Origin of the sequence: Comamonas sp. 26 (assembly GCF_002754475.1) — a bacterium.
Taxonomy (GTDB): Bacteria; Pseudomonadota; Gammaproteobacteria; order Burkholderiales; family Burkholderiaceae_C; genus Comamonas.
Genome location: NZ_PEFL01000003.1, coordinates 736,352 through 751,716 on the forward strand (window position 1 = coordinate 736,352; position 15,365 = coordinate 751,716).

The 15,365-nt window shown below is 60.3% G+C and carries 18 protein-coding genes; 17 read left to right on the forward strand and 1 reads right to left on the reverse strand.

The annotated features are described in order from the left end of the window. Positions 1-220: 220 nt before the first annotated feature. The 4 genes from motA (at position 221) to CLU84_RS21580 (ending at position 3,267) form a co-directional block, all read left to right on the forward strand. A complete protein-coding gene (gene motA, locus CLU84_RS21565; RefSeq protein ID WP_099740007.1) occupies positions 221-1,081 on the forward strand; it encodes a flagellar motor stator protein MotA in 861 nt (286 codons plus the stop codon). A 42-nt stretch (positions 1,082-1,123) separates the two neighbouring features. Further along, on the forward strand, positions 1,124-2,185 hold the full coding sequence (gene motB, locus CLU84_RS21570) for a flagellar motor protein MotB (protein ID WP_099740008.1): 1,062 nt from the start codon (positions 1,124-1,126) through the stop codon (positions 2,183-2,185). Between the two features lie 71 nt (positions 2,186-2,256). Continuing rightward, on the forward strand, positions 2,257-2,643 hold the full coding sequence (gene cheY / locus CLU84_RS21575; protein ID WP_099740009.1) for a chemotaxis response regulator CheY: 387 nt from the start codon (positions 2,257-2,259) through the stop codon (positions 2,641-2,643). Positions 2,644-2,646: 3 nt separating this feature from the next. Beyond that, entirely contained in the window at positions 2,647-3,267 is a 621-nt protein-coding gene (locus CLU84_RS21580) for a protein phosphatase CheZ (RefSeq protein ID WP_099740010.1), read from the forward strand. Between the two features lie 186 nt (positions 3,268-3,453). On the opposite strand, the gene fliE is transcribed toward CLU84_RS21580, so the two are convergent. Next, positions 3,454-3,762: a flagellar hook-basal body complex protein FliE gene (gene fliE, locus CLU84_RS21585; RefSeq protein ID WP_099740011.1), complete on the reverse strand. Its 309-nt coding sequence runs from the start codon at positions 3,760-3,762 to the stop codon at positions 3,454-3,456. A 173-nt stretch (positions 3,763-3,935) separates the two neighbouring features. Here fliE and fliF point away from each other — a divergent pair, with 173 nt between their 5' ends. The 13 genes from fliF (at position 3,936) to fliR (ending at position 15,226) form a co-directional block, all read left to right on the forward strand. Further along, on the forward strand, positions 3,936-5,633 hold the full coding sequence (fliF, locus tag CLU84_RS21590; protein WP_099740012.1) for a flagellar basal-body MS-ring/collar protein FliF: 1,698 nt from the start codon (positions 3,936-3,938) through the stop codon (positions 5,631-5,633). A 141-nt stretch (positions 5,634-5,774) separates the two neighbouring features. After that, positions 5,775-6,770 carry a flagellar motor switch protein FliG gene (gene fliG, locus CLU84_RS21595; RefSeq protein WP_099740013.1) on the forward strand — a complete coding sequence of 332 codons (996 nt, stop codon included), beginning with the start codon at positions 5,775-5,777 and terminating at the stop codon, positions 6,768-6,770. Next, the gene (locus CLU84_RS21600) at positions 6,763-7,584 is read left to right on the forward strand and encodes a FliH/SctL family protein (RefSeq protein ID WP_099740014.1); all 822 of its coding nucleotides are present in this window, start codon (positions 6,763-6,765) and stop codon (positions 7,582-7,584) included. The genes fliG and CLU84_RS21600 overlap by 8 nt, the downstream gene beginning before the upstream one ends. Next, positions 7,581-8,975, forward strand: coding sequence for a flagellar protein export ATPase FliI (gene fliI / locus CLU84_RS21605; protein WP_099740015.1), 1,395 nt, complete (start codon positions 7,581-7,583; stop codon positions 8,973-8,975). Before CLU84_RS21600 ends, fliI begins: the two co-directional genes overlap by 4 nt. Positions 8,976-9,008: 33 nt before the next feature. Beyond that, positions 9,009-9,473: a flagellar export protein FliJ gene (locus tag CLU84_RS21610; RefSeq protein ID WP_099740016.1), complete on the forward strand. Its 465-nt coding sequence runs from the start codon at positions 9,009-9,011 to the stop codon at positions 9,471-9,473. 2 nt (positions 9,474-9,475) lie between these two features. Next, positions 9,476-10,792: a flagellar hook-length control protein FliK gene (locus CLU84_RS21615; protein ID WP_099740017.1), complete on the forward strand. Its 1,317-nt coding sequence runs from the start codon at positions 9,476-9,478 to the stop codon at positions 10,790-10,792. A gap of 193 nt (positions 10,793-10,985) precedes the next feature. Continuing rightward, positions 10,986-11,537: a flagellar basal body-associated protein FliL gene (fliL, locus tag CLU84_RS21620; protein ID WP_099740018.1), complete on the forward strand. Its 552-nt coding sequence runs from the start codon at positions 10,986-10,988 to the stop codon at positions 11,535-11,537. Between the two features lie 15 nt (positions 11,538-11,552). Further along, positions 11,553-12,557 (forward strand): flagellar motor switch protein FliM, encoded by a 1,005-nt coding sequence (fliM, locus tag CLU84_RS21625; RefSeq protein WP_099740019.1) that lies wholly within the window; start codon positions 11,553-11,555, stop codon positions 12,555-12,557. After that, on the forward strand, positions 12,547-12,984 hold the full coding sequence (fliN, locus tag CLU84_RS21630) for a flagellar motor switch protein FliN (protein ID WP_099740020.1): 438 nt from the start codon (positions 12,547-12,549) through the stop codon (positions 12,982-12,984). The genes fliM and fliN overlap by 11 nt, the downstream gene beginning before the upstream one ends. Before the next feature lie 49 nt (positions 12,985-13,033). Further along, complete coding sequence (locus CLU84_RS21635; protein WP_099740021.1) at positions 13,034-13,420, forward strand: flagellar biosynthetic protein FliO; 387 nt, start codon at positions 13,034-13,036, stop codon at positions 13,418-13,420. After that, positions 13,413-14,174 carry a flagellar type III secretion system pore protein FliP gene (fliP, locus tag CLU84_RS21640; RefSeq protein WP_099740022.1) on the forward strand — a complete coding sequence of 254 codons (762 nt, stop codon included), beginning with the start codon at positions 13,413-13,415 and terminating at the stop codon, positions 14,172-14,174. The genes CLU84_RS21635 and fliP overlap by 8 nt, the downstream gene beginning before the upstream one ends. Positions 14,175-14,195: 21 nt before the next feature. After that, entirely contained in the window at positions 14,196-14,465 is a 270-nt protein-coding gene (gene fliQ, locus CLU84_RS21645) for a flagellar biosynthesis protein FliQ (protein ID WP_099740023.1), read from the forward strand. Next, the gene (gene fliR, locus CLU84_RS21650) at positions 14,462-15,226 is read left to right on the forward strand and encodes a flagellar biosynthetic protein FliR (protein ID WP_099740024.1); all 765 of its coding nucleotides are present in this window, start codon (positions 14,462-14,464) and stop codon (positions 15,224-15,226) included. The genes fliQ and fliR overlap by 4 nt, the downstream gene beginning before the upstream one ends. The last annotated feature ends 139 nt before the right edge of the window (positions 15,227-15,365 follow it).

Below are 15,365 nucleotides of genomic sequence, written 5' to 3' on the forward strand. Positions count from 1 at the left end.
TTGTTATCGGAGTCATCCCACAAAAACTTTAGAGAGTTCTGCAAATATTTTTTCTGGAAGTAACGGAGGCCGGACGTTGGGCATCGGTGTGTCGCTGTGCATCAGTGGCTGTTTGCGTCAGATTTCCCCTACATATCTCGCGCTAGCTGCCGATCTATCGTCCAAACGCCCAGCTTTTTGCGCCTATGGCGGCGGGCCAGCAACTCCACAATCGGCACCTATGCTTGTTCTCATCGGTTATATCGTCGCCTTCGGCTGCATCTTTGGCATGTATGTGCTGCATGGCGGCAGCGTAGGCGTTCTTGTCAAGGCACTGCCGTTTGAGATGGTGACCATTGGTGGCGGCGCTCTGGGCGCTTTTATCGTCAGCAATCAGCCCAAGGTGCTCAAGGCTACGCTCAAGGCCATACCGGCTGCGCTCAAACCTTCGCGCTTCACCAAGGCGCGGTATATGGAGATCATGGCGCTCTTATATGAGTTGCTGCAGAAGGCCCGCAAGGAGGGGCTGATGTCCATTGAGGCCGATGTGGAAGATCCGCAGGCATCGACCGTGTTTCAGAATTACCCGCAGTTGATGGCGGACCATCATGTGATGGAGTTTCTGACCGACTATCTGCGCATGATGGTCTCGGGCAATCTGAACTCTCACGAGATTGAAGCGCTGATGGACAGCGAAATTGAAGCTCATCATGCCGAGGCCCATGGCCCGGTGATGGCGCTGAACCGCCTGGCAGGCGCTTTGCCTGCCTTCGGTATTATTGCGGCCGTGCTGGGGGTGGTGAACACCATGGCCTTTGTGGGCCAGCCGCCTGCAGTACTGGGCGGCATGATTGCCTCGGCGCTGGTAGGAACCTTTCTGGGTATTTTGCTGGCCTATGGACTGGTCGAGCCCATGGCAGCCCTGCTGGAGCAGCGTGTGCAGGATGCGGCCAAGGAATTTGAATGTATCAAGGCCACCTTGCTGGCCAGCATGCAGGGCTATAACCCGGGCACGGCCATTGAGTTTGGCCGAAAGGTACTGTTCTCGACTGAGCGCCCCAGCTTTCTGGAGCTGGAAAACCACGTCAAGGGCAAGAAATGATGAGCAGTCACTTGCATTGCTGCTCTGATCTGGAGCGACTCCATGGCTGACAAGAAGCTACAGCCTATCATCATCAAGCGCGTGAAGAAGGCGGCCCATGTCCACCATGGTGGCGCCTGGAAGATTGCCTATGCCGACTTTGTGACGGCGATGATGGCGTTCTTCTTGCTGATGTGGCTGCTGGGATCGACCGCTCAGGGCGAGCTGCAAGGCATTGCGGCGTATTTCAATTCACCGCTGAAGGTGGCCATGTCGGGCGGCAGTGGAGCAGGCAATAGCTCCAGCATCGTGCCCGGTGGCGGCAACGACTTATCCAAGGTTCACGGCCAGGTGCGTCGCTCGGAAGCGGATGACAACGCCAACCGACGCTCCAGCCAGGCTATGGGGCGCGCTGATGAGTCCAAGCGGGATGCCCAGCGCCTGCATGCGCTCAAGGCCAAAGTGGAGGCGATGATTGCCAGCAATTCCAAGCTCAACGAATACCGCTCGCAAATCCGCACCGAGATCACCCAGGACGGACTGATGATCCAGATCGTTGACGAGCAAAACCGTCCCATGTTCGACAGCGGCAGCGCCTTGGTCAAACCTTATATGCGCGACATTCTTCGAGAAATTGGCGCAGCCATGGGTAATGCGGAGAACAGCATCAGTCTCTCTGGCCACACCGATGCAGCGCCCTACGGCAATGCCGACCGTGGCTATAGCAACTGGGAGTTGTCCGCCGACCGTGCCAATGCGTCGCGCCGCGAACTGGTGGCCGCAGGCATGCCTATGGACAAGCTGGCGCGCGTGGTGGGCATGGCCAGCAGCGACCCCTTGCTGCCCGAGGAAACGCGCGCCGCGCAGAACCGCCGCATCACGATTACTGTGCTGACCAAGGAAGCCGAGCGCCGCATGCTGGGTCAGGACAAGGATCGCAACACGGAGCAGGTAGCCAGCGCCGAAGAGGCTGCCAGCACTATCAACAAGACCAAGGCAAGACCTGCTGCACCCAGCTCGGTCGCCCAGCAGTCTTTGGGGCCCAAGGAAGAGTTTGTTGTAACAAGCCCTGAAGTTGCCCCGGAGGCTGTCGAAAAGCCTGACAATGCACGCCCATCGCCATGAAGTTGACAAATTGTTACCATCACGGCTGAAGATTTGTTCCCACGCACCTATTCCGACCGAAAGGGCCTCTCGTGGCTAATGCCCTGCGATTTTTGATTGTTGACGACTTCTCCACCATGCGCCGTATCGTGCGCAACCTGCTCAAGGAGAGTGGCTTTGCCGATGCCGATGAGGCCGAAGATGGCATGGTTGCCATCAACAAGCTGCGTGCCAGCAAGTTTGATTTTGTGGTGACCGACATCAACATGCCGAACATGAACGGCTTTCAGTTGCTGACCGAGATCAAGCAGGATGAGAAGCTCAAGCATCTACCTGTGCTGATGGTGACGGCCGAGGCCCGCAAGGAAGACATCGTCGCTGCAGCCCAGGGCGGCGCGGCTGGCTATATCGTCAAGCCCTTCACCAAGGCCACTCTGGAAGAGAAGGTCAACCTCATCATCAAGAAACTTGACCTCTAAGCCATGAGCAGCGACCCCGGGGCTTCTGTCAACGTCCATTACAAGATTGGCGTGCTCACACGCCAGTTGCATAACTCTCTCAATGAGCTGGGCTATGCGGATCGCTTGCGCGGCAGCATGGGTGAGTTGCCCGATGCGCAAAGCCGTTTGTCCTACATCGCCCGCCTGACGGGTGAGGCGGCGGACAAGGTGCTGGGCCAAGTCGAGGTGATGCAGAGCCAGCAGGATTCGCTGGCCGAGCGCTCCCGCTCCATGCGCGCAGAACTCATCAAGGATCCCGTGGCCGCTGTGGCCAAGGGCGGCGTGATGAACTACCTGCAGGATGTGGAAGAAAGCACGCAGCAGACAGGCAGCCACCTGACCGAAATCATGATGGCGCAGGACTTTCATGACCTGACCGGCCAGGTCATTGCCCGCGTGGTGTCACTGGCGGCGGATCTGGAGTCGCAGCTGCTGGAGCTGTTGATTCAGACCTCGCCCGAAACCGCTCAGGCACCAGCTCTGGCGCCTGTGGAAGCCGAGCAGCCCAAGCTCGCCGGCCCTGTGGTGGACCCGGAAAACACGGTGGATGTGGTGACATCGCAAACGCAGGTGGATGATCTGCTGGCGAGTCTGGGCTTTTAAAAAAAGAATAGCTGCTTGCGCTTGATGCATAAGCGCTGGAGCCTGAAAACAGTCTGATCTTTCTGTAGGTCAGGCTGTTTTTTTATGGGCGGTTTGTTGCCGGACGCAGGCGACAAAAAACCCGCATGTCACAGGAGCATGCGGGCAAGCCTTGGAGGGCAATCTGCCGTGCCTGAGGTGCGGAAATCACACCTGCATATTCATCACATCCGAGTAAGCCTGTACCAGACGGTTGCGTACCTGCAGCGTGGCCTGAAAGCCGATTTGCGACTTTTGCATGGCGAGCATGGTCTGCTCAAGGCTCACGGCCGGGTTTTCCAGTTGCACTTCGCGCTGCAGCTGGCTGGAGTTGTTTTGCGCAGAGCTGACCGATTGCAGCGCGCTTTGAAGGGCTTGGCCAAATCCGCCAGCTACGGGCGCAGTGCCGGCACCGCCGACTTTGGTGAGCTGGGTGCCCAGCTGGGCGGGGGAGAGGGCAGGGATCTTCAGGTCCATATCAATATCCAACAGGCTTGATGAGTTGGAGGTGATCGTAGTTTTTTCGGCAGATGGCAGACGGGTAATAAATGGGTGAATCGACGCTCTTATCGAGGGAACGCGATGGCCGTGAGTCCGAATAATCCACTGGACGCTAGACCTCGTGTGGGGTCTGACACCATGGAACCAAGATGTCTGCTGTAGCTGAAGTACCTGTCCCCAATGCTGTGCCTGTTTCCCGCCCTGCGATGACGCAGCGCTGGAATGCGCTCGATCGCGGTCAGCGTCTTCGCTGGGGTGCACTGGCTGCGCTGGTCGCTGTCGGTATCGTGGCCGCAGCGGTGTTCTACCGCCAGCCTGATTACAAGATGCTGTTCTCCAATGTCGGCGACAAGGATGGCGGTGCCATCGTGGCGCAGCTGACGCAGATGAACGTGCCTTACAAGTACAGCGAAGGTGGCGGCTCCATCCTGATCCCTGCAGACCGCGTGCACGATGTGCGCCTGAAGCTGGCCACGCAGGGCCTGCCCAAAGGCTCGGTGACTGGATTTGAGCTGATGGAGAACAGTAAATTCGGCATCACCCAGTTTCAGGAGCGCCTGAATTTTCAGCGCGGGCTGGAGGGTGAGCTGACCCGCTCCATCCTCGCGCTCAACGCGGTGCAAAGCGCGCGCGTGCATCTGGCATTGCCCAATCAAAACGGATTTTTCCGCGAGCAGCAAAAGCCGTCGGCCTCTGTGCTGCTGAGCGTTCACCCAGGCCGGGTGCTGGACCGCGCGCAGATTGCCGGCATCGTGCATCTGGTGGCATCAAGCGTGCCTGAGATGGAACCCGGTGCCGTCAGCGTGCTGGACGATACGGGCAAGCTGCTGTCGCAGTCGCCAGACGGCAGCGCTGGCAGCGTGGACATGCAGCAGTTTCTCTACACCCAGCAGGTAGAGCAGCAATATGTGCGCCGCATTCTGGACATTCTGGAGCCCGTCGTCGGCAAGAACAATGTGAAGGCCCAGGTTTCGGCAGACCTGGACTTCAGCCAGACCGAATCGACCTCTGAGCAGCACCGCCCCAACCAGGCGGGTGACAGCGGTGCAGTGCGCAGCCAGCAGGTGATGGAGACGGGGGGCGAAGCCAAGGCCACTCCGCCCACCGGCGTTCCCGGTGCTACCAGCAACCAGCCACCGACAAACTCCACAGCGCCGATCAACGGTGCCAACCCGGCACCTCAGGCTGCTGATGGTGGTCAGGGCCGTGGTGCGCAGGGCAGCGGCAAGCGAGAGTCGATTACCAATTACGAAGTGGACAAGACCGTCAAGGTCACACGCGGCAGTACCGGCAATATCAAGCGTCTGACGGCGGCGGTGGTTGTCAACGCACCGGCGGCGGTGGCTGCGGGCGATGCCACTACGGCGGCGGCTGCGGCAGCAGTCAGCTCGGGTATGCGAGCGCTTTCGGCCCAGCAGCAAGAGCAATTGCTGATGCTGGTGCGCGAGACCGTGGGCTACAGCGCCGAGCGCGGCGACTCGGTCAATCTGGTCAGCGCGCCATTCATGGATAGCGGCGCTGCACCGGTCGAGCTGCCCATGTGGAAAGACCCTGAAATTCAGGCCATGGCCAAGAGCCTTGGCGTGCCGATTGCGCTGGCACTGTTTGGTGCGCTGGTGCTGCTGGGCCTGGTTCGTCCCTTGCTCAAGGCAAGCAAGACGGCGCCCGGTGGCCAGCTCAACGCGATTGAAGGCGATGCGCTGGACCGCCCAGCCTTGGCCGCCCCTGTGACGGATCTGTCGCCCACCAAGGAGCAGGAACGCATGGATCAGGCGCGCAGCCTGGCCAAGCAGAACCCGATTGCGGTGGCGAACATTGTGAAGACTTGGATAAATGGTGAGAGCTAACCCCCTGAGGCGCTGACGCGCCTTCCCCCTTTCTCTACGCGCTTCGCGCTAGGGAAGGGAGACGACACCTTCGCTGCGGGGCGGCCCTTGCTTGGCATCCCTGGCATGGGGTGGTTGAACAACTAGTAAAGAGTTTTGAATATGGACGATAGAGGTCTGAACGACGCCGCCATCTTGTTGGTCTCCCTCGGTGAGGAAGAGGCGGCTGAGGTGTTCAAGCATCTCTCGCCCAAGGAAGTGCAGAAGCTGGGCGAGACCATCGCACGCATGCGTGGTGTGACGCGGGAGAAGGTTGATTTTGTGATTGAGCGCTTCACCAGCGATGCCGCCTCGCAGAGCTTGTTGGTAGACGACGCCAGCGACTATGTGCGTTCGGTGTTGAAGCGCGCGCTGGGCGATGACAAGGCGGCGCTGCTGATTGATCGCATCATGCAGGGCGGCGATATCTCGGGCATTGAAAGCCTGAAGTGGATGGACCCGCTGTCCGTGGCCGAGCTGCTGCGCGGTGAGCATCCGCAGATCGTGGCAGCCATTTTGGTGCATCTGGAATTTGAGCAGGCCGCTGCCGTGCTGATGCAACTGCCAGAACGCTTTCGCAGCGAAGTCATGCTGCGCGTGGCAACGCTGGAAGGCATTCAGCCCACGGCACTCAAAGACCTGAACGAGGTGCTGTTCAAGGTGCTGGCGGGTGGCGACAAGATTCGCAAGACCTCGCTGGGCGGCGTCAAGACGGCGGCTGAAATGCTCAACCAGATGGCCGGCAATGCCGATGTGGCGGTGCTGGATACCATCCGCAACTACGACCCCGAGCTGGCCCAGAAGATCATGGACAAGATGTTTGTCTTCGACGATCTGGTCAAGCTGGACGATCGTTCGGTGCAGATGGTGCTGCGCGAAGTTGTGTCCGAGACACTGATCGTTGCGCTCAAGGGCGGCTCCATGGAAGTGCGCGACAAAATTCTGGCCAATATGTCCATGCGTGCCGCCGAGTCGCTGCGCGAAGATCTGGATGGCCGTGGGCCCATGCGCCTGTCCGAAGTGGAAGCGCAGCAAAAGGAAATTCTCAAGGTTGTGCGTCGCCTGGTCGAAGAAGGGCAGGTGACTATCGGCAATAGCGCGGAGGACAGCTATGTCTAACGGCCAGTCTTCACGCTCCAGTTCGCGCTTTATTCCGCAGGAAGAGATTGACGACAGCGCTGTGGTGAAGTGGCGCTTTGGCGCGGTGGATGCGCCGTGCGGTACTTTCAAGCCGATGCAGACGGCTGCCTTCATTCCTGCAGGCTCACCCCAGTTCAACGGTTTTTCGCCGCACATCGCGCACCAGCCTCAGGTGTTGCCTGAGGTGGATGTGGTGGAGCAGGAACCTGCAGAGCCCGCTTTTGATGAAGAGCAGCTGCAGCAATTGCTGCAGCAGGCCCGCGAAGAAGGCCATGCCAAAGGTCTTGCTGAAGGCAAAGCGCAGGCCCAGCAGCAATGGCAGCAGCGCATGGATGACCATATCAGCGGCGAAGGCCGCGAAAGTGTGCGCCGGGTTAACAGCGTGCTGCAGGGGCTGGAAGACAACTTCAAGCAGATGCAGAGCGCCACGGCGCAAGAGCTGCTGAACCTGGCCTGCGACATTGCCCGGCAGGTGGTGCGTCAGGAGCTGCGCAGCCAGCCACAGGCCTTGCTGCCCGTGATTCGCGAAGCGCTGGACATGCTGGTCGAAGAAAGCCGCCCGGTGACCGTGCGCCTCAATCCTGCCGACTTTGAAGTGCTCGATGAGCCCCTGCGTGCCGAGCATGGCGCGCACAGCCGCATTCAGTGGGTGGGCGATGCCTCTATTGCGGCGGGCGATGTGAAGGTTGAGTCTGGCGGTGCCGAGATTGATGGTGGTCTGGAAAAGCGCTGGCGCCGTGCTGTGGCTGCGCTGGGCCTGGTCTCCACCTGGTACGAGGGAGACAAGGCATGAGTGACAACTCCTGGCAGCAATTCATGAGCCAGGCGCGGGCGCGCTATGCGCATTCAGTGCCGCTGGAATGCCGGGGGCGTCTGACCAAGTTGACGGGCATGGTGCTGGAGGCCTCGGGTCTGCGCGTGCCGGTGGGCGCGCAATGCCATATTCATCAACATGGACAGGACCCCGTGCTGGCTGAAGTGGTCGGCTTTGCCGGCGAGCGTGCTTTTCTGATGCCTGCAGGCGATATTCAGGGCCTGTCCAGCGGTGCTATGGTCGTGCCTGCTGCGCCCTTTATTCCTGTGCCACAGCTGGGCGTGGAAGAGGCTGAAAACGTCAGCCAGACCGTGGGCGTGCTGCGCCTGCCCATGGGTGATGGCCTGCTGGGCCGTGTGGTGGATTCGCAAGGCATTCCGCTGGACCGTGGCCCTGCGCTGGAGGGTGTGGTGCCCGAGGTGCTGGACCGCAACCCCATCAATGCAATGGACCGCGACCCGGTGCGCGAGTCGCTAGACACCGGTGTCAAGGCGCTGAATTCGCTGCTGACCGTGGGGCGCGGCCAGCGTCTGGGTCTGTTTGCCGGCTCGGGTGTGGGCAAGTCCGTGCTGCTGGGCATGATGGCTCGCTACACCCAGGCCGATGTGATTGTGGTGGGGCTGATTGGCGAGCGTGGCCGCGAGGTCAAGGAATTCGTCGAAGACATTCTGGGTGCGCAGGATCGCAGTCGCGCCGTGGTGGTGGCCGCCCCGGCCGATGCACCGCCACTGCTGCGCATGCAGGGTGCCAGCTATGCCACGGCGATTGCCGAGCATTTCCGCGACAAGGGCAAGCATGTGCTGCTGCTCATGGATTCGCTGACCCGCTATGCCATGGCCCAGCGTGAAATCGCTCTGGCCATTGGCGAGCCCCCGGCCACCAAGGGTTACCCGCCATCGTGCTTTGCCAAGCTGCCAGCGCTGGTCGAGCGCAGCGGTAACGGCCTGCATGGTGTGGGCTCGATTACCGCCTTCTACACCGTGCTGTCTGAGGGTGACGACCAGCAGGACCCGATTGCCGATGCGGCCCGCGCCATTTTGGACGGCCACGTCGTGCTCTCACGGGCACTGGCCGAGACCGGGCACTACCCGGCCATCGACATTGAGCAGTCTGCCTCGCGCGTCATGCACAACGTGGTCTCGCGTGAGCATTTTGAGCTGGCCCGCCGCTTTCGCGCGGTGTATTCGCGCTACCAGAAGGGGCGCGATCTGATTCAGGTGGGGGCCTATGTACCCGGCTCTGATCCGCAGCTGGATGAAGCGATTGCGCTGCAACCGGCCATGACCGGTTTTCTGCAGCAAAGCATGTTTGAAAGCTCCAGCATGGAGCAAAGCCTCAAAGGCATGGCGCAGGCCATGCAGCAGGGCTGAGTCCGCAACGGTTGAGTGAAGGAGTTGTCCTAGATGTCGTCCTTGAATGCATTGAACGTCGCCATTGAGGCTGCAGAGCGCAAACGTGACGCGGCCCGCACCGCCATGCAGGAGCGTCAGCGCGCCCAGCAGGCGGCGCAGGCCCAGATGGACCAGTTGCAGGGCTATGTGCAGGAGATGCAGGGCCGCTGGGGCGCTCAGGAAGGACTGGCCGTGCAACCCGAAGTCATGCACCACCAGTACCAGTTCATGGAGCGGTTGCAGCACGCCATTGGCCTGCAGACCCGCATGGTGGCCGATCAGGATATTCGCCTTGAAACCGCTCGCCAGGCCTTGCTGGCTGCCGAACTGCGCGTGACGAGCTTGCAAAAAGTGGTGCAGGTGCGCAAGCGCGACATGGCGTTGGTGCAGATGCGCCGCGAGCAAAAAGACACCGACGAGCGCGCCGCTATGGCTTTTTTTCGGCGCAGCTTTGGCTTGCAGCTCCAGGAGGCCTGACGATGGCGGAAACCAGAATTGATACCCCGCGCAGCGCCGAGTCGCGTGTGGCCAAGACCACCGCTCAGGCCATGACCTCGGTCAAAAGCACGCTGGCGGCGGGTGATGAAGCACCTGCTTTTTCATCGCTGCTGGCGGCGCTGGATAGTTTTTCCGCCACCGGCCTGCCGCAGGTCGCCTTGCCGGCTGATGATGCAAAGCAAGAAAAAGCCACCTTGCCTGCGCTGGCCGAGCAAGATACTTTGCTGGTTGCCCAAGGCCATGCGCCGTGGATGAGTCTGGTGGGCCAGACGGCGCGGCTGGATACGCAAGGGGATGACGATATGCGCCAGGGCGCCGCCACCGACTTTCTCTCGGGCCGTGGCAATGTCACGCAACTGGCGCACCGTCATGCCTTGCAGACTGGCGATGCGGATGCTGGTGGCGCGCATGCGGCCTTTATGGGTAAGGATTTGCGGTCAAATAAGCCTCAAGCTCAATCAATACAGGCACAAGTAGCTACTAACTTTGATGATGCTGCCTTGCCCGCCAAAGCCGATCACAGTGAGCAAAGCCAGAACGCCTTGCTTGCGGCGACTGATGAGCCCGTGGCTGCGCGTGCCGAGCAGGCCGCGCACAAGCTGCAGGCGGCAGGCCATCAGGGCGTCAGCCTGCAAGGCATGACGGCCGTGCAGCCTCAGACCCTGGAAGGACTCAAGGACTTGCTGCGCGCTGCGCGCCCAGCGTCGTTGGACGAGGGTGGGACAGCAGGCAAGCCGGGTTCCAGCAGTGGAGCGCACGATTTAACGGGCGCTGCTGTCGCTATTGGCGCTGCCATGGGCGCAGCAGGTGCTGGCATGCAGGGAGGCGGCCAGAACGCATCGGATCTGGGGCAGAACCTCAGCGGTCAAGAGTCGGCGCCTGCCGAGCGCGAGCAGGAAGTGTCCGAGCAAGTGGCCTTCTGGGTGCACCAGAAGGTGCAGAACGCTTCGCTGTCGATTCAGCATGAGGGCAAGCCGATTCAGGTACAGGTGCAATTGAACGGTCAGGAAGCGCATGTGCGCTTTGCGGCTGATGATGAGCAGGCGCGCCAGTTGCTGGCGGATGGCCAGTCTCAGCTGCGCGAGCTGCTACAGGCGCAGGGCTTGAACCTGAGCGGCGTGAGCGTGGATGCAGGTGCGGCTCATCAGCAAGGCGCTGGCGGGCGTGCCGATGATGGCCAGCGCGCACAGGCAAGAAATGTCCGGGTGGCAGTGAATGCGGCTGAGCTGCCGGTGGATGCGCTCAATACTCGCCCAACCACAAGAGCGGCGCAGACGGGTGTAGATCTGTTCGTCTGAAGCAGAACACGGCCTCTCTTACAGTCTGAACAGGCTGCAGTGACGATAGCGAAACCCGGATCAAACCGGGTTTCGCACTTTTATTCCGGCAATGGCCCGGGCGGTGGCGGCGAATAATTCAGGCGTGGATCTTCCGTGTCGCGGCAATGGCTGCGGGGTGGATGCAGTCCCCCACTCTTGAGGAACCCCCGCCGTGTCAGCCAATCCCAATGCCGCCCCTGTTGCACCTGCTCCTGCGAAAAGCAAGAAGCTGATCGTCATCGTGGCCATCGTTGCCGTGCTGGCCATTGTGGCGGCTGCCGCCTATGTGCTGATGATGCAACGCCAGCACAGCGCTGGCGAGGGTGATGAAGAAGTCAGCGCCAAGACCTCGGTGCCCACTTTCTTGCCACTGGACAATATGGTGGCCAACCTGTCTGACCCCGGTGGGGATCGCTTTGTGCAGCTGGGCATTACGCTTGAGCTGAACGACGAGAAGACCGCTTCCACCGTCAAACAATATCTGCCCAGCATTCGCAACGGCATCTTGCTGCTGGTGTCTCAGCGCACGGCCGATGAGCTGCTGGCGCGTGAAGGCAAGGAAAAGCTGGCCGCCGACATTCTGGAAGAAGTCTCCGCACCGCTGGGCTATGGCGCCAGCGCCAAGAAGCGCTCGCGCGATGAAGATGCGGACGAAGACAGCCCGCGTGCAGCCCGCAAGAGCCCCGTGCGCCGCGTGCTGTTCTCCAGCTTCATCATTCAGTAAGCAGAGAGGAAGTGCATGAGCGATTCTTTTCTCTCCCAGGAAGAGGTTGACGCCCTTCTTGAAGGCGTAACCGGCGAAAGCCAGCGTTCCGAAGTGGTGGAGGTCGATGACGGCCAGATCCGCAACTACGACATCTCCAGCCAGGAACGCATCGTGCGTGGGCGCATGCCCACCATGGAAATTGTCAACGAGCGCTTTGCCCGCAATTTCCGCATCGGACTGTTCAACTTCATCCGCCGCAGCCCCGAGGTTTCCGTCGGCACGGTGACGGTACAGCGCTACAGCGCCTTTCTGCGCGAGCTGGCCGTTCCCACCAACTTCAACATCATGGCCATTCGCCCGCTGCGCGGGAATGGTCTGATCGTCTGCGAACCTTCGCTGATTTTTGGCGTGATTGACACCCTGTATGGCGGCACAGGCCGTCTGCAGACCCGTATCGAAGGCCGCGATTTTTCGACCACTGAGCAGCGTGTGATCAACCGCCTGGTCAACGTGATCTGCGAGGAGTACAAAAAAGCCTGGCACGGCATTTATCCGCTGGAGCTGGCTTATCAGCGCTCGGAAATGCAGCCCCAGTTCGCCAATATCGCCACGCCCAGCGAAATCGTGGTCTCCACCGCATTTCAGCTGGAGATTGGCGATATCACCGGCTCCATCCATGTCTGCATGCCCTATGCAGCGCTGGAGCCGATTCGCGATGTGCTGTATTCATCCACGCAAGGCGATGCGATCGAGGTCGATCGCCGCTGGGTCAAGGTTTTAACCCGTGAAATTCAGTCCGCCGAGGTGACTCTGGTGGCTGAGCTGGCCCGCGCCGATGCGACGGTGGAACAGCTGCTTGCCATGCGCCCCGGCGACTTTATTGAGCTGGACCGCGAGCCACTGATTCGCGCCTCCATTGGTGGGGTGCCAGTTTTCGAGTGCCAGTACGGCACGCACAACGACAAATATGCAATCCGCGTGGAGCGCAGCCTGCGCGGCGGCGATGCAGGCTGGATGGGAGAGAAGCATGGCAATTGATGACAACAACAAGCCCGCGGGCGATGATCCTTTTTCGGGCTGGGCTGAAGCGCTGGAAGAACAGCGTCAGCATGACCAGGCCGCAAGCGGCCCCGATGTCTCTGAGCAAGGCGGCCCGCTGAGCGGCGATGCATCGCGCAGCAACTATGGCGATGTGCCTGTGCATGACATCAACATGGTGCTGGACATTCCCGTTCAGCTCTCCGTGGAGTTGGGCCGCACCAAGGTACCTATTAAATACATTCTGCAGCTGGCGCAGGGCTCGGTGGTTGAACTCGATGCACTGGCCGGCGAACCAATGGATGTGCTGGTCAACGGCTACCTCATCGCTCAGGGCGAAGTAGTGGTGGTGAATGACAAGTTCGGTATTCGCCTCACGGACGTGGTGACCCCGTCCGAGCGCCTGCGCCGGGTCAGCCGTGGTTGATAACGCGGCAAGCGCGGCCACGGGCACTGCAATGACAGCAGCTCCATCCATGTGGCCCACGCTGATTCTGGTCGTTTTGTTTGTGGCCGCCATGCTGGCCCTGCCTTGGCTGGTACGCCGCCTGCAGCACAAGAACCTGCTGCCCCGCAGTATGGGCATGGCGCGCGGCGCGGCCCCGCTGACATCGCAGGTGCTGGGTTCGCTCTCCATAGGCCCCCAGCAGCGCGTGGTGACTGTGCAAGTGGGCGAGGGCCATGAAGCCGTGCGTCTGGTGCTGGGCGTTACCGCGCAGCAGATTCAATGCCTGCATGTGCTTCAAACCCATGCAGGAAAAGCGCAAGCTGCTAATGAATATGTAGCAAAACCGCCGTCGTTCACCGACTCTCTGGTGCGTGCACAGGCTGCTGGTTCTGCCCGGGATTCTGGAAATGACTAAGTTCGTCTCTCGCACCGCCACCGCCGCTTTGCTGTCGCTGCCCATGTTGGCCGCCGCACAGGGCGCTACACAGGGTGCAGCGGCCAGCCTGCCCTTGCTGGTGGGGCAGGGTGCTGGTGGTGCCAGTTATTCCGTGCCTATTCAGACACTGCTGTTTTTTACAGCACTGTCGTTTCTGCCCGCCATCTTGCTGCTGATGACGGGTTTTACCCGCATCGTCATCGTACTCAGCCTGCTGCGTCAGGCGCTGGGCACGCAGTCCGCACCGCCCAATCAGGTGGTGATTGGCCTGTCGCTGTTCCTCACCATGTTTGTGATGGGTCCGACGCTGGACAAGGTCTATCAGGACGCTTACCTGCCCTATACGCAGAACAGCATCAGCTTCGAGCAGGCGATTGACAAGGCCGAAGCGCCCATGCGCAGCTTCATGCTCAAGCAGACCCGTCAGTCAGATTTTTCGCTGTTCAAGCGCCTGGCCAAGCTGGATGCCAGCGTCACCGCCGAAACCGCACCGCTGCGCGTGCTGGTGCCCGCTTTTGTGACCAGTGAGCTGAAAACGGCTTTTCAGATCGGCTTCATGATCTTTATTCCGTTTCTGGTCATCGACATGGTGGTGTCCTCCATCCTCATGTCGCTGGGCATGATGATGCTGTCGCCTGTGCTGGTGGCGCTGCCCTTCAAGCTCATGCTGTTTGTGCTGGCCGATGGCTGGAATCTCATCATCGGTTCGCTGGCCGCAAGTTTTGCTGTCTAGCGGCTTCTTTCAGAGAACGTCATGACCTCTCAATTTGTATTGACCTTTGGCCGCGAGGCGTTGACTTTGTTGCTCATGATTTCCATGCCTGTGCTGGGCGTGGTCATGGGCGTGGGCCTGCTTGTCAGCATCTTTCAGGCCGTCACGCAGGTGCATGAAGCCACGCTGGCCTTTGTGCCCAAGCTGCTGGCCGCCGTGGCGGTGTTTGCCGTGGCCGGGCCGTGGATGCTTTCCACGCTGGTGGATTTCATTCGTCGAACGATCGAAAGCATCCCAGGATCGGTGGGATGATTACTTTTAGCGAAGCCCAGATTGCGGCCTGGCTCTCGCCCCTGATCTGGCCTTTTGTACGCGTGCTGGCGCTGTTCACCACAGCCCCTGTTTTTTCTCAAAAAGCCATTCCCATGCGGCTCAAGGTCGGGCTGGCTTTTTTGGTCGCGCTGTGCGCGCAGCCTATGCTGGGCGAGCAGCCGGTGGTCAGCATCGCCTCGGCGCAAGCCTTGGGTACACTGGTGCAGCAGGTGGTCATCGGTCTGTCCGTCGGCTTTGCCGTACGTTTGGTCATGGCGGCTATCGAAGTGGCCGGTGAAGTGGTGGGTTTGCAGATGGGGCTGAACTTCGCCTCGTTCTTCGACCCCACCAGCAATGCCCAGCTCAGCGCCGTGGCGCGCTTCATGGTGCAGATTGCGACGCTGCTGTTCATCGTCATTAACGGTCACTTGCTGGTGCTGATGGCGGTGCTCAAGAGTTTTGAGGCCTTCCCGGTGGATGGCAATTTTTTGCAGGCCATCTCGCAGATGCGCATTCACGAGATGGGCAGTGCTGTGTTTGCCAGTGCCTTCTGGATTGCGCTGCCTATGGTGGCGATGTTGCTGTTCGTCAACCTGGTGCTGGGCATCATCTCTCGCGTTGCGCCGCAGATGAATATTTATGCAGTGGGCTTTCCGGTCACGCTGACCGTGGGCTTAGTCGGATTGGTGGCGACTTTGCCTTTGATGGAGCAGCCTATGGTGGAGCTGTTGCTGAAGGGTGTCGCGGTTTTTGGGGTTTGATGGGGCTTGGGCTGCATGCTCGATTCACTTGCAGAAGCCGGGTTTCGCCCTGGAGGGCAATAGGCCAACACAATCAGATAGTGTATTTATCAAAAAAGATAGCTGCTACCGCTTGATGCATAAGCGCTATAGCTATATA